The sequence below is a fragment of the Prochlorococcus marinus str. AS9601 genome (genome assembly GCF_000015645.1).
Classification (GTDB): Bacteria; Cyanobacteriota; Cyanobacteriia; order PCC-6307; family Cyanobiaceae; genus Prochlorococcus_A; species Prochlorococcus_A marinus_O.
In genome coordinates this window covers 235,496-249,595 of sequence record NC_008816.1, presented here as the reverse complement: position 1 = coordinate 249,595, position 14,100 = coordinate 235,496, and the positions used below count along the sequence as shown (strand labels likewise).

The following is a 14,100-nucleotide window of genomic DNA, read 5'->3' as shown; positions in this document are numbered from 1 at the left end:
GCATAAACTCAGTACATCATAATTTATGATGAATCAATTAAATCTTTTTGCAAGAGCAATTGGATCGAAAACTGTGATCTTTTTTCTTTCAATATTAAGAAGCCCTGAATCCTTTAAATCTCCCAATAATCTTGTAATGGTTACCCTTGTCGAACCAATAGCTTCAGCAATTGCCTGATGTGAAAGCCTTAAGTCTATTGTAATCCCTTTTTCACCTGCAACTCCAAAGTCTCTACAAAGAACCATTAAAAAACTTACTAAACGAGAAGACATATCTCTATGTGTAAGAGTTTCTATCATTGTTTCAGTTTGCAGTATCCTACTTGATAGCCCCTGTAAAAGTAATAGTCCGACTGATGCATCTTCCTCTATAGCTCTTAAAACCGAATTTGCCGGTGCCGTTATCATTTCTACTCTTGTGAATGCTATTGCATGATAGAAACGATCAGATCTATGGCCTGTTAGAAGAGATAAAACACCAAAGAGACTATTCTCTCTTAAAAGAGCAACAGTTATTTCTTCACCTGACTCATAAACTCTTGACAGTCTTACTGCTCCTCTTCTTATTAGATAAACCCTTTCAGCAGGGTCACCAGGGAAGAATATTGTTTTCGATCTCTCAATCATTTCTGTGCTTGCACCATCTAGACCTTTAATAACTTCCATTAAAGTTCTATTAATTGGAAAACGTTCTCCAACAGAATTTATTTTACTTTGTCCTGACTGTTGCGAACTAAAGCGATTGAATCCTCGTGAAGCAGGTATCATAAATATCTTGACTATTAAAAAATTTAAGAAGACACTCTAAAATATCTTGTATCAACAGTAACAGTTTTCAATTCTTATTAGATTATCAATAAGCCTCTTTCAGTTATTTTTCACTTGCTTAACTCTTTTTTTAAGTAAAATTACACTATATGCAGCGTCAATAGAAACTAATTATACTGCATGTAGAAAGAATCTAAATAATGGTAATTAGTTCATCTCATATTTATTCAAAAAATAATCTTGATGTTGTAAATATAAATACTTCTAAAAAAATTAATGATAAAAGATTGACACAAAACGGGCAAATTCAAATCTATCAATCCTCATATCGAGGAAGCTATACATCTATCATTAGAGACTCTCTAAGAAATGCGGCTCTAGGCAGGAGAGTGCTCCTAATACAATTTATGAAAGGAGGGGTAAAGCAGGGAGTTGATAATCCAGAAACGTTATGCGGCAATTTAACTTGGGTAAGATCATCACATTCCTTTGATCAATATAATTCTGAAGCAATTAAAAATAATAAAAATTTAAAAAAATCTATTCATGAATCAACTATTGAATTATGGAATTTTTGTAAAAAAGAACTACAGTCCGGCAAGAACGACCAAATCATACTTGATGAAATTTTTTTAGCTCTTGACATGAAAATAATCGATAAAGATGATTTGATTTCAACACTTGAAAACCGATTTATATCAGGAGATGTAATCCTTACTGGTACAGATATTCCTAAAGATTTATTATTAATGGCCAACCAAATTACAGAACTTCGCTCATAAAAAAATGCTAAAAAATGATCTCTGGATAAATCAAAAAGCCTCGGAAGGAATGATAAAGCCCTTTCAATCAAATTTAGTGAGGCACCTTGAGCCTGACAATAAACAAAAGCCCGTTTTGAGTTACGGATGTTCTTCCTATGGCTATGATTTAAGACTTTCATCAAAAGAATTCCTAATTTTCAGACATGTTCCTGGTACTGTCATGAATCCCAAAAATTTTAATCCTAACAATTTAGAAAAAACTGTCCTTCACCATGATAATGATGGAGACTTTTTTATTCTTCCTGCTCACTCCTATGGCTTAGGAGTGGCTTTAGAGAAGATGAAAGTACCGGAAAATATAACTGTAATCTGTATAGGGAAAAGTACTTACGCAAGGCTAGGAATTATTGTTAATACAACTCCCGCAGAAGCAGGATGGGAAGGTCATCTAACTTTAGAGTTCAGTAATAGTTCAGGAGCAGATTGCAGAATTTATGCTGAAGAGGGCATTTGCCAACTACTCTTTTTTGAAGGTGATCCTTGCTCTACGACCTACGAAGATAGAAGAGGTAAATATCAAAACCAACCAGAAAAAGTGACTTTAGCAAAGATCTAAAATGAGTAAAGTTGAACTAATTTCGCTAACACCTGATGCAGAAAAAACAATGGCTTACATTGCAAGAGTTAGTAACCCAAAAAATCAGGAAAATGAGGACTATTCGAAATTATTGAGTTATTGCATTAAAAATGAACATTGGAGTGTTTTTGAACAGTCATTTATGACATTACAAATAGAAACTAACAGGGGAATAGCTGCCCAAATTTTAAGACATAGATCATTTACTTTCCAGGAATTTTCGCAGAGATATGCAGATAGTTCTCAATTGGGAAATATTCCCTTACCAGAGTTGAGACGTCAAGATTTTAAAAATAGGCAAAATTCAATCCCTGATCTCCCTGATGAGTTAAAACAAAGATTCAATGAAAAAATTGGTTTGCATTTTCAGGCAGCTTCAGAATTATATGAAGATTTACTTGCTGAAGGTGTAGCGAAAGAATGTGCGAGATTTGTTTTACCATTAGCTACTCCGACAAGAATATATATGACTGGATCATGCAGATCGTGGATACATTACATTCATTTAAGATCAGCTCACGGCACCCAAAAAGAACATAAGTCTATAGCCCAAAATTGCAAGTCTATTTTTAAACAAAGTTTTCCGATTGTATCAAAATCTTTAGCATGGTAAAAATTATCCATGACTACGAGGACTAACCTCATTATTTTTATTTTCTTGAATGATTGAAAATTCAGAATTAATAATCTCCTCAAAGGGTTTCTCTCCTTTTTTTAAATTATTAATAGATTCTCTTATTTTTATTTCGTCTTGTTTACCAATAAAAGTAGAAATTAGATTACCCTTTTTATCAAAAAGATTAACTTGAGGAATCCCGTTGACGGCAAACTTCTGAATGTAATTACCCCATTTTTGATTATCAACATTTAAAAAAACAAAATTAATATCTTTTTCATATTCATCTTTAAAAGCAGAAACTTGTGGAGCCGTTTCTTTGCAAACTTCACACCACTCAGCATAAAATTCCAGAAATGTAGGCTTATTATTTACAAAAGCTATTTCAGGGTCAACGGATAATTCTCCAAAACTCTTTAAAAGATAAGTTGATCTAAAAAAGAAATTTTTAAACAAAAGCAATGAAATCATAACAATAGATATAATCAAAATAAATATTATTTTTAAATTTGACTTTAAAATTTGGTCTTGACTCTCAGATTGCACTATTCAAGTATTACTAACTAAGAACATCTTAAATAAGTTCAACAAATAAAGAGAATTGAAATCTACCAGCTTTTAATCTACTGATAAAATAAGAACTGAATAATTATCAAAATTTCTTTGATTCCTGAAATCTAATTATGCAATCAATCTTTGGAACAGATGGAATAAGAGGCAGATTTAATGAAGAGTTAACTTATTCTCTAGCTTACAAAGTAGGGTATGCTCTAGGTTCGACTTTAAAGAAGAAAAGTCCAATATTAATAGGGAGAGATACGCGAATTAGTGGAGATATTCTTCTTCAGGCAATAACACAAGGAATAAATGAAAGTGGCAAAAAATTTATAAATCTAGGAATCTGCCCTACCCCAGCAATACCTTTTTTGATCAAAAAAGAGAATCTAAGTAGCGGGATCATGATATCTGCAAGTCATAATCCGCCAGAATATAATGGCATAAAAATTTTTGATCATAATGGTCAAAAAATTACCAGATATTTTGAAAATAAAATTCAAAAATTAATTGAAGAAACAAATCAAAATATATCAGTTCCTACAAAAGTGATCCCCCTAAATACAAATAAAAATCTTATGGATATTTATATTAAAAGTTTAGTCCAAGCAATGGATGGGGAAAACCTTAGTGGCTTAAAAATAATATTAGACACATGCTATGGATCAGCAACAACCTGCGCAAAAGAAATTTTTCAGTCTCTTGGTGCTGATGTAAGAGTTATCAATAATTCAAAAAATGGGTCTAAAATTAATATGAATTGTGGTTCTACTAACCTAGCACCATTAAAAAAAGCATTAAAAGAGAGTCCTGCAGATATGGGTTTTAGCTTCGACGAAGATGCCGATAGAGTAATTGGAATAGATTCAAAAGGCAATGTATTGGATGGAGATCACATTCTCTTTCTTTGGGGGAGAGAACTTATGGAACAAAAAATTCTCACAAATAATTTACTAATATCAACGCAAATGGCAAACTTAGGTTTTGAAAAGGCATGGAAGAAAATTGGAGGAGTTTTATATAGAACTGATGTAGGAGATAAATATGTGCATGAGGCAATTAAAGAAAAAAGAGCTGTTTTAGGAGGTGAGCAGTCAGGTCATATACTTTCGAAAATTAATAATTTTTCTGGAGATGGGATATTGACTGCACTTCAAATTTCTAAATATTGTAAAAAGAAAAATATTAATTTAAATGATTGGCTTAAAAGTAGTTTCGAACCTTTTCCTCAGAAACTAACCAATATCAAATTAAATTTTAATATTAATAAATTAAGTCTAAAAGCCAAAATCTTAATTGATAAAACAATAGAAAATTTTCAAGCATTATATTCCCATAATTGTAGAGTTTATATAAGGCCTAGTGGCACAGAACCCTTAATTAGAGTTCTTGTTGAGGCCAAAAGTCATAAGAAAGTTAATTCTTTATCAAGCGAAATAACAAACAAACTCAGTTTAGAAATTAATAAAATAATAAATTAAAAATGAATCAAATTTTTATATAAATCCTTTCAAAAATATCAAGTTGATTATTAATCACATACTTTTCCCGATTAGTTTTCACTTTATTTGGATTAAAACTTTCAGAATAATTAAAATCTTTTTTATCTATCGTTTTAAAATAAAAATTATTAGAAATAGTGTAATCCATATAATCAAATAAATCCTTTACATCTGTTTTTATAAAAATTAAGGTACCTTTTTGCAATAAATTAGAGAGAATATTAATAAATTCTGGCTGAATGACACGCCTTTTATAATGTCTCTTTTTAAACCATGGATCAGGAAAATAAAAAGAAATACTTTTTAAATTTTTAATAATCAATTCACTTTGGACATCATTCAAAATATTATTAGCATTACCAAATAAAAAATATAAATTTTTGATTTCACTTTCAAGTACTTTTAATTTAGCATTTTTGACTAATTTCTCACGGATTTCGATTCCTAAATAATTCCAACTAGTATTTACTAAAGCTAAATCGAATAAAAACTCTCCAGCAGCACAGCCTATATCCAAATGAAGATTTAATTTAGAATCACCAAACATTTCACCCAAAGATGGTATTCTCTCAATTTGATTGAAATTAATACTAAGCGGATTAACATGCTGTCTCATACGATTATTAATATATTTTTAGGCAATAATATAAGGATGCATAATATTCATAACTATGACAATAGTGAGTTCAAAAGTAACAGTTTGATGTTTAATTATTATGTATTTAAAAAAAAAGTTTTGAACGTTTTTAATCAACTTTCTATTTGGCTATCCTTTCAACTTTCAATAGTTTTCCTTATTGGTATACCTACAACTCTATCCCTCTGGTCAATTAAAAAAAGAAATAAAGCAGTTATTAAACTTCTATCAATGTATTGGAAAATATCCCTTTTATTTTTTATAAGCCTTCTACTTTTAATTGGTAAGTATAATAATGCTCTTGTGATAACAAATATTTCAACATTATTAATCACAGTTTCAGTTTGGTTTTGGAAGGATATTAATGATGAATTAAGAGAATATGATTTTTCTTACTCTCTTACAACAACGACAAAAATATGGAGATGGACGGTAACTTTTATATCTCTCAATTTTCTAATTCAGAGCTTACTAAACTTTAACTGCTTTTCTTTTATTAATTCAGATGCATGTGCAATATGGCTTCAGCCTTCTTCAAATTTATATATTTTTATAAAAAATTTATTCAACTTTTTCTTCGGAGCCAACTTTACTCAGCCGATAGCGAAATTTTTAGGATTAATTTCATTATTAATTTATGCTTTAGGCCTTATTCAATGGTCAATAATCAAATTACCTAAAAATGGAAGAAACTCTTGCTTCTCTCAAAATGGCAGAAATTGATTTAATAAATAATCTTGAAAAAATAAGTTCCGAGATACCTAATAGGATAATTAAACTAGAAGGTTTTATTCTAAAAGAAAATCACAAAGAACAATTAGAAATAATAATTTTCAAAGGTTTTAGCAGCTCTACAACTCATCCAATTGAAATAGATTTAGAAAAGAAAGTTATAGAATCTCAATATGTAATCACCAAATTTAAACTTTATAAAGCACCCTTATTAGAAACCGAAGATAATTTTATAAGAGAAAATCAAAACTCAGTTTTCTTTCTAAATAAAAAAAACTGGATTTAAGTAAATTCAAGATTAATAATATTTGAACATCTTTTACATAATTTTGTATTTTGAATTCCATTAAAAGTTTCTTTTTGATAATGCCAACATCTATCACATTTTTGTCCCTGTGCTTTTATTATCTGAATCTTACCAAGTGCATTATTATCTATAATTAGAGAATTCTCTACCAAATCGGATACCACTTGAAAGTTTGACACTATAAGCCAATCCCTAAATAAATCTACATCTTGACTGCCAAATTCCTGTAGCCAAATTAGTGAATCTTTTACAACTTTATCTTCAGGCAAATAATTAACTTCAGTTTCTAAAGCTGCTCCAATTATTTGTTTGTTCCTACATCCTTCTATAGCTTTATTAATTTCAACTCTCAAATTTCTTAAATTTGCAATATGCTCATTAAGAATTTGATTTTTCCATGACTGTGCAAATATTGGCCATCCCCTTTGAAATACTGATTTTTCTTTAGTTAAATATGGAATATTTTGCCAAATATCCTCAGCCATATGACAAAGCACTGGAGAAATAAGTACGGCTAAATTTTCAACAACTTTTGACATAACAAACTGGCATGATCTTCTTCTAAATTGTGATTTAGAACTTACATATAACCTATCCTTCGCAATATCCAAATAAAAATTTGATAGATCAACAACACAAAAACTTTGTAAGATTTGAAAAAATTTTGAAAATTCATAATTTTCATAAGCATTTGATATTTGATCTGTAACCTCAACTAACCTGCCTAACATCCATTGATCTAGGAGAGGTAACTGATCAATTTCATAACTATCAATATTTGGATCATAATCATGAATATTACCTAGAAGATATCTTGCAGTATTTCGAACTTTTCTATAAACGTCTGCAAGTTGCTTGAGTATATTTGAACCAATTGGAACATCAACTGAATAATCTACAGAGCTTACCCATAGCCTTAAAACATCAGCGCCGTAAGCAGGTTCAGTTTTTTTATTGTTACCTCCATTAATAATTATATTTGGATCAACAACATTCCCTAAAGATTTACTCATTTTTCTTCCGTTTTCATCAAGTGCAAAACCGTGCGTTAAAACTTTTTTATATGGAGGTTTATTATTGACTGCTACAGATGTTAGCAAAGAAGACTGAAACCATCCTCGATGTTGATCTGATCCCTCTAAATAAAGATCGGCTGGATACTTTAATTCACTTCTTAGTTCACATACTGCGGCCCAGCTAGATCCTGAATCGAACCAGACATCCATTGTATCTGTTCCTTTTTTCCATAGATCCGATTCTCTTGCATATTTTTCTGGCAATAGATTCTTAACATCCCAATCCCACCAAATATCTGCTCCATGTTCGCTAAAAAGTTCTTGAATATGATTAATTATCTCGCTGTTAAGAAGAATATCATTACCATTTTTTTTATAAAAAACTGGAATTGGGACTCCCCATGACCTTTGTCTTGAAATACACCAATCTCCTCTACCAACAACCATAGAATAAATTCTTTTCTTTCCAGTTGCTGGCATCCATTCAACATCTTCGATTGCCTGTAATGCGGATGATCTAAAGCCATTTACAGATGCAAACCATTGTTCTGTTGCCCTAAAAATAGTTGGTTTTTTAGTTCTCCAATCATACGGATATCTATGCTTATAATTTTCTTGTAATAGAAGCAAATTATTACCCTTTAGATATTCAATAATTAAATCATTTGCATCTTTAAGAACATTTGATCCTTGGAATTGACCAGAATATTCATTTAAATTACCTTTTTCATCAACAACACATGTTATGGGTAAATCATATTTTTGACCCACATTAAAATCATCTACTCCATGACCAGGGGCGGTATGAACAATTCCAGTACCTGATTCTGTAGTAATATAATCTCCACCAATTACAATTCTGCAATTTTTATTTTTAGAAGGATGTTGATATTCAATATTTTCTAATTGAGAGCCCTTAACCTCTAAAAGCACCTTTAAATCTTTATTAAATTTATTACTTATTTCAGTAGATAAATCTTTTGCAAAAAGGTAAATTCGTTTCTCTTCATCGATAGCAAAAACATACTTTATTTTTGGATTTACTGCAACTGCTTCATTTGCAGGTATAGTCCAAGGAGTAGTAGTCCAAATAGTTATGAAAGAATTATTTTCAAAAAATTCTCTTTTAATATTAAGATTTTCTTGGACAAAATTTAATAAAATTTCCTCAGATATTTTTGTTATTTTTAAAGAAATATAAATACTTTTTGAATAATGTTCATCAGGATATTCTAATTCTGCTTCTGCAAGTGCAGTCCTCGAACTTGGGCTCCAATGCACAGGTTTAAGACCTCGATATATATAGCCATTTAAAAACATCTTCCCAAATACTCCAATCTGAGCAGATTCATAACTTTTCTTGAGGGTTAAGTAAGGGTTATCCCAATCTCCCCATATGCCCCACCTTTTGAAACCCTCCATTTGATTATTAATTTGGATATGAGCATAATCTGTTGCTTTTTTTCTTAGATTTAAAGTGTCAAGATTTTTTCTTTCATCAGATTTTAAATTCTGAAGAACTTTTAATTCAATAGGTAATCCATGACAGTCCCAACCAGGTACGTAATGCACCCTAAATCCTCTTAAAGTTTTATACTTATTTATTATGTCTTTTAACACTTTATTAAGGGCATGACCCATATGAAGAGCTCCATTTGCATAAGGGGGGCCATCATGTAATGTAAATATTTCTCCTGAATTATTTGACCCTAATTTGAAATCAATATTATTTTTAGCCCAAAAATTCTGAATCTCAGGTTCTCTTACAACTGAGTTTGCTCGCATTGAGAAGTCAGTTTTAAGTAAATTTAAAGTTTCTTTATAAGAAAAGTCTGATTTTTGTTCTTTGCTATTTTGAGATTTCATACGACGATATGGAAATATTGGTGATCAAAAGAATTATTTAAATAAATTTAATTCATTATATTCTTTCTTAATTGACCTTTAGTTTTTTCGAGAAGTTTCAAGTAACCAGTGTATATGATTTCAGACTTTTATATTATCATTTTTATCATTTCTTACCCACTTTTTTTGAGTTGTATTTTTATTTTTACTGCCAAAATTAAAAAAATTTGAAAGTTTCGTAAAACTACCAAATCCCAGATTAATAGCTTCTAAGATTTTCGAAAAGTTATTTTTAAATTCCAAAAATGTAGTTAATTTTTTCTTTTCGATTTCCGTCAATTGGAACCATCTAGATAAAAAAATCTCTACTAGATAAAAAATAACAAGTACTGTTAATAAGAGGAAAATTGCAAAAAAGGATTCTTCTATTATTTTATTTTTAATTATTAATATAAAACCTACTAATAAATTTAAAAAAGCTTTTATTAGGTCTCTCGGTTTGCTGAGCTCAAGATAAAGTATCGGTACAGTTAAAAAAATGGTTCCAATTACTATATAAAAAATTCCTAAATAAAATATCAAACTATTCATTAAATTAACTTCTTGATTAAATTATAAGAGTTGATATCAATAAACAAACTATCTATCAGAATTTCCTTAAGTGCGGTCGGGGAGACTTGAACTCCCACACCCGAAGATACGAGTACCTAAAACTCGCGCGTCTACCAATTCCGCCACGACCGCTCAAATAAAATAATAATTGAAAGAAGTTTATTTTAAAAATTTTTTTTCTTAAGATGATTAATTTGACACATTAAAATTAAATTAAAAATCTCCTAAAAGAAATTTTTTATGTTTGAGCATGCAATCATCTTAAAATATTAGTTATATTATTTAAAGAATAAAAGAAACGATTTCAAACTTAACCAGTAAAAATACAACGAAAAATACTAATTCTTCAAAAACATTTAATTGGCAAAAAGAGATTAAAAATTACGTAGATCCGCCAAGTTTTTGGAATCCAACATTAGGTTTATTTTTTGGCGGTTATTTTCTCGCTTTTCTTAGCATATGGCAATGGTATAGAGGTGTTTGGCCTTTGCCTTTACTTGTAGCCACTGCTTTTTTAGCTTTACATATTGAGGGTACTGTAATTCATGATGCCTGTCATAAAGCTGCTCATCCAGTTCCTTGGATAAATCAAGCAATGGGGCATGGCTCAGCTATTCTGTTAGGGTTTAGCTTCCCAGTTTTTACTAGAGTTCATTTACAACATCATATTCACGTAAATCACCCCAAAAATGATCCAGATCATATTGTCAGTACTTTTGGTCCAATTTGGCTAATTGCTCCAAGATTTTTTTATCATGAGGTATTTTTCTTTCAAAGAAAACTCTGGCGAAGATATGAATTACTACAATGGGGAATTGAAAGATCAATATTCATAACAATCATATTAGCAGGTTTGAAATTTGACTTTATGAATTTAATTTATAATTTATGGTTCGGCCCAGCATTAATGGTAGGGGTCACTTTAGGAATATTTTTTGATTATTTACCCCATAGACCATTTAGATCAAGAAATAAATGGATAAATTCTCGAGTTTATCCAAGCAAATTTATGAATTTATTAATAATGGGACAAAATTATCATCTCATTCATCATCTTTGGCCATCGATTCCTTGGTTTGAATACAAAATAGCTTATGAAAAAACTAAGCCTTTATTGGATAAAAAAGGCTCCCCTCAAAGGGTTGGGATATTCGAAAGCAAAGATGACATTTTTAATTTTATTTATGATTTATTAATTGGTGTAAGGAGTCATAGCAAAAAGAGAGGGAAAATTAGAAAAATCATAAATTTATATCCAAGCTTTAAAATAAAAAAATTTTTATTAAAGATAGTAAACAAAACATTTATTGGAAGCAACTAACTTACTCATTCATTAAGGATTTTTGGTACTTTAAAATATTTATCTTCTCTCGATGGACCCAATTCTAAAAGTTCTTCATTGCAATCAGAATTTTTCTTTTCGTCTTTTCTAAATACATTTACAACCTCTATAGCTCTAGTTGTACAGGGCACATCATCAGTATCAATTTTTTCAAGTTGTCTTATATAATCCAATATCTTTTCTAATTGTTCTGCATGATTATTAATTTCATTCTCGTTAAGTTCTAATCTCGCTAAATGAGCAACTTTATTTACTTCCTCTTTAGTTATTTTTGTCATACTTTTAATATCTTTCTTACTAAATAATAGGTTATTAAGAGCAACTTATTTACATATCCTTTGAATTTCAAATAATTTAAAAAATCACTTTTTTTTAAAAATCAATATCAACTATTAGCCTTAATTATTTTTCTCAGCTAAATATGTTATTAGATAGATATTGAACAATAGAAGAATTATTTCCAAAAAATTTTTTTTATCGGCACTCTAAACTTGTTGCTCCTGATTTAATAGGCTGTTACCTCATAAAAAAAAATAATGAGATAGATCAAGTTAAAGGGATAATTGTTGAAACTGAAGCTTATTCACAGGAAGAAGAGGCCTGTCATGGCTACCGCAAAATGACTGAATCAAACAAATCATTATTTGGTAAACCTGGCACATTTTATATTTACAAATCTTATGGCATTCATCATTGTTTAAATATAGTTACTGATAGAGAAAATTTTGCAAGTGGTGTTTTGATAAGATCAGTTTTTATATCTAACAAGAATGAAAGATTAGCTTCTGGACCTGGCCTAGTAACTAAAACATTCAGTGTAGACATTTCATTTAACTCACTTGAAGTTCTTGATAACAAATCTTTATGGATTTCTCCACGAGACTCCACTCTAGAAGAAAAAGATCTTATTCAAACAACGAGAATTGGCATATCAAAGGCAAAAAATATAAAATGGCGTTGGTATCTCAAAAATAGTAGGAGTGTAAGTAAAAGATTAAAAGGTGACAGAACACCTAAATTTCTATAATCATTTATCTTTTTAAACGTAATGCAAATTTGGCCTCATAAACATATACACACACTAGCTAATTTTTCAATTAAAGATTATGAGTCAGTATTTGAATTAGCTAATAGATTTGATGCACTAAAGAATGCAGGAACAAAAAAGATACCGGCTTTACAAGGGACTTTGGTAACTTCTTTATTTTTTGAAGCAAGTACAAGAACAAAAAATAGTTTTGAGCTTGCAGCAAAAAGACTTTCTGCTGATGTCCAAACGTTTGCGCCATCCTCCAGCTCTTTAACAAAAGGCGAAACAATAATTGATACCGCTATAACTTATTCAGCTATGGGGGCGGATACATTAGTTATCAGACATTCATCAAGTTACATAACCTTTGAAATCGCAAAAAAACTTGATGCAATAAATTCCAAGACATCGGTTCTTAATGCGGGAGATGGATTACATAGTCACCCCAGCCAAGGATTGCTTGACATCTATACATTGATAAAATTCTTTTCCCCACAAACATTGAATCCAGAGGTTTTAAATTCCAAAAAAATTTTAATAATTGGAGACGTAAATCATTCAAGGGTTGCGAGGTCAAATCTTTGGGCTTTAAGTGCATTCGGCGCGGATATAATCTTATGTGGTCCTAAGGCATTAATACCTGATGAATTTATCAATTTTTTAAAAACCCCCGCGCCAAATCAAACAGAAGATCCTGTTAAATCAAGAGGTTCCATAACAATTTCTAGATCATTGGAAGAATCAATAAAAACTGCAGATGCGATTATTGTTTTAAGACTCCAGAAAGAGAGAATGATGGAAAATTTACTAAGTAGCATTGATTCATATAGTTTGGATTATGGCTTAACCCCAGAGAAATTATCTTTAAATAATAAAGAAATTCCAATTCTACATCCTGGTCCCATTAACAGAGATATTGAAATAAGCAGCAAAGTGGTAGATCGATATCCTAATTGCTTAATAAATAATCAAGTTGCAAATGGAATCCCCATAAGAATGGCTTTGCTTTATCTATTACAAAAACACAACAAGTAAATTTATAGCAACTTAAGACTTTCAGTAAAGAAACCATAAAATAATCCCAATCTTAAAGAATCTAATAAAAGTACTAAAAATTTCTTTTTCTTTTCAAATCTAAAATTTCTTCTTAGAACTATTAAAAACTCAATAAAAACTACTGATAAAAAAGCTGCTACAGGATCCATGAGTTCCACAACGGCACTTACCATACCAAGAGAACTTCCAAAAAAGTAGCCTATTAAAAGTGTAATCAATGAAATTGAATATCTTCTCCATGGATTACTAGCCCAAATACTTAATGTCTGAATATTTTCCACAATGTTTAGCTGAAATTTTGTCTTTTGAGGTTTAACAACCATTTTGCATTAAACTAAGCCACTTTAGAGTTTGATTGAATTTTAGTATTTCCTTCTATTAATTCAAGTAATGCTTCCAACTGAGCCATTAATCCTCTTAATTCGCCTGGGTCAGGGAAGAGGTCATCTTCTTTTATTCCTAAATGTATTTCTCTGAGCTCTTGCCTTAAATAGCGTATGTGACTAATAATTTGCTCTTTTTTGGTTTGCGACATGATATAAATTTTTACACAAACATTTTAAGAAAGAATATTTTTGAAAAGAAGATTTTGCATATTTATGACTGAGAATGAAGATAAATGACCGAACAAAAATTTGATAAAGATTATGAAAATTGAAATTATCATATCCTTGTAATATG

The 14,100-nt window shown here is 30.1% G+C and carries 17 protein-coding genes and 1 tRNA gene; 9 read left to right on the top strand and 9 right to left on the bottom strand.

The features are described from left to right. Window positions 1-33 precede the first annotated feature (33 nt). Window positions 34-768 carry a global nitrogen regulator NtcA gene (gene ntcA, locus A9601_RS10425; RefSeq protein ID WP_011817740.1) on the bottom strand — a complete coding sequence of 245 codons (735 nt, stop codon included), beginning with the start codon at window positions 766-768 and terminating at the stop codon, window positions 34-36. Between the two features lie 200 nt (window positions 769-968). On the opposite strand from ntcA, the gene A9601_RS10420 reads away from it, so the two are divergent. The 3 genes from A9601_RS10420 to thyX are packed head-to-tail and all read left to right on the top strand — an operon-like array spanning window position 969 to window position 2,782. Beyond that, a complete protein-coding gene (locus tag A9601_RS10420; RefSeq protein WP_011817739.1) occupies window positions 969-1,550 on the top strand; it encodes a cob(I)yrinic acid a,c-diamide adenosyltransferase in 582 nt (193 codons plus the stop codon). Between the two features lie 4 nt (window positions 1,551-1,554). After that, window positions 1,555-2,148 (top strand): dCTP deaminase, encoded by a 594-nt coding sequence (dcd, locus tag A9601_RS10415; RefSeq protein WP_011817738.1) that lies wholly within the window; start codon window positions 1,555-1,557, stop codon window positions 2,146-2,148. Between the two features lies 1 nt (window position 2,149). After that, window positions 2,150-2,782, top strand: a complete 633-nt coding sequence (gene thyX, locus A9601_RS10410) for an FAD-dependent thymidylate synthase (RefSeq protein ID WP_011817737.1) — start codon at window positions 2,150-2,152, stop codon at window positions 2,780-2,782. A 3-nt stretch (window positions 2,783-2,785) separates the two neighbouring features. Here thyX and A9601_RS10405 read toward each other — a convergent pair whose 3' ends face one another. Continuing rightward, complete coding sequence (locus A9601_RS10405; RefSeq protein WP_041484505.1) at window positions 2,786-3,331, bottom strand: thioredoxin domain-containing protein; 546 nt, start codon at window positions 3,329-3,331, stop codon at window positions 2,786-2,788. 137 nt (window positions 3,332-3,468) lie between these two features. On the opposite strand from A9601_RS10405, the gene A9601_RS10400 reads away from it, so the two are divergent. Further along, window positions 3,469-4,821: a phosphoglucosamine mutase gene (locus A9601_RS10400; RefSeq protein WP_011817735.1), complete on the top strand. Its 1,353-nt coding sequence runs from the start codon at window positions 3,469-3,471 to the stop codon at window positions 4,819-4,821. 7 nt (window positions 4,822-4,828) lie between these two features. Here A9601_RS10400 and trmB read toward each other — a convergent pair whose 3' ends face one another. Beyond that, the gene (gene trmB, locus A9601_RS10395) at window positions 4,829-5,458 is read right to left on the bottom strand and encodes a tRNA (guanosine(46)-N7)-methyltransferase TrmB (protein ID WP_011817734.1); all 630 of its coding nucleotides are present in this window, start codon (window positions 5,456-5,458) and stop codon (window positions 4,829-4,831) included. Window positions 5,459-5,578: 120 nt separating this feature from the next. Between trmB and A9601_RS10390 the strand changes: the two genes are divergently transcribed. Then, window positions 5,579-6,202: a DUF3177 family protein gene (locus A9601_RS10390; RefSeq protein WP_041484586.1), complete on the top strand. Its 624-nt coding sequence runs from the start codon at window positions 5,579-5,581 to the stop codon at window positions 6,200-6,202. Continuing rightward, complete coding sequence (locus tag A9601_RS10385; protein ID WP_011817732.1) at window positions 6,162-6,497, top strand: hypothetical protein; 336 nt, start codon at window positions 6,162-6,164, stop codon at window positions 6,495-6,497. Before A9601_RS10390 ends, A9601_RS10385 begins: the two co-directional genes overlap by 41 nt. Here A9601_RS10385 and ileS read toward each other — a convergent pair. The 3 genes from ileS to A9601_RS10370 all read right to left on the bottom strand — a co-directional run bounded on the left by ileS (window position 6,494) and on the right by A9601_RS10370 (window position 10,123). Then, window positions 6,494-9,400 (bottom strand): isoleucine--tRNA ligase, encoded by a 2,907-nt coding sequence (ileS, locus tag A9601_RS10380; RefSeq protein WP_011817731.1) that lies wholly within the window; start codon window positions 9,398-9,400, stop codon window positions 6,494-6,496. The genes A9601_RS10385 and ileS overlap by 4 nt on opposite strands. A 120-nt stretch (window positions 9,401-9,520) precedes the next feature. Then, entirely contained in the window at window positions 9,521-9,970 is a 450-nt protein-coding gene (locus tag A9601_RS10375) for a hypothetical protein (RefSeq protein ID WP_011817730.1), read from the bottom strand. Between the two features lie 71 nt (window positions 9,971-10,041). Beyond that, window positions 10,042-10,123, bottom strand: a tRNA-Leu gene (locus A9601_RS10370). 241 nt (window positions 10,124-10,364) lie between these two features. On the opposite strand from A9601_RS10370, the gene A9601_RS10365 reads away from it, so the two are divergent. Then, entirely contained in the window at window positions 10,365-11,312 is a 948-nt protein-coding gene (locus A9601_RS10365) for a fatty acid desaturase (RefSeq protein WP_193328902.1), read from the top strand. Window positions 11,313-11,317: 5 nt separating this feature from the next. Here the strand turns inward: A9601_RS10365 and gatC are convergent, their stop codons facing one another. Further along, the gene (gene gatC / locus A9601_RS10360; protein WP_011817728.1) at window positions 11,318-11,611 is read right to left on the bottom strand and encodes an Asp-tRNA(Asn)/Glu-tRNA(Gln) amidotransferase subunit GatC; all 294 of its coding nucleotides are present in this window, start codon (window positions 11,609-11,611) and stop codon (window positions 11,318-11,320) included. 167 nt (window positions 11,612-11,778) lie between these two features. On the opposite strand from gatC, the gene A9601_RS10355 reads away from it, so the two are divergent. Together A9601_RS10355 and A9601_RS10350 are read left to right on the top strand one after the other, a co-directional pair. Further along, window positions 11,779-12,360, top strand: a complete 582-nt coding sequence (locus A9601_RS10355) for a DNA-3-methyladenine glycosylase (RefSeq protein WP_071813216.1) — start codon at window positions 11,779-11,781, stop codon at window positions 12,358-12,360. Window positions 12,361-12,381: 21 nt separating this feature from the next. Then, window positions 12,382-13,398: an aspartate carbamoyltransferase catalytic subunit gene (locus A9601_RS10350; RefSeq protein ID WP_011817726.1), complete on the top strand. Its 1,017-nt coding sequence runs from the start codon at window positions 12,382-12,384 to the stop codon at window positions 13,396-13,398. Window positions 13,399-13,400: 2 nt separating this feature from the next. On the opposite strand, the gene A9601_RS10345 is transcribed toward A9601_RS10350, so the two are convergent. After that, complete coding sequence (locus tag A9601_RS10345; RefSeq protein WP_011817725.1) at window positions 13,401-13,742, bottom strand: DUF565 domain-containing protein; 342 nt, start codon at window positions 13,740-13,742, stop codon at window positions 13,401-13,403. Between the two features lie 11 nt (window positions 13,743-13,753). Beyond that, window positions 13,754-13,954, bottom strand: coding sequence for a hypothetical protein (locus A9601_RS10340; RefSeq protein WP_011817724.1), 201 nt, complete (start codon window positions 13,952-13,954; stop codon window positions 13,754-13,756). Window positions 13,955-14,100 lie beyond the last annotated feature (146 nt).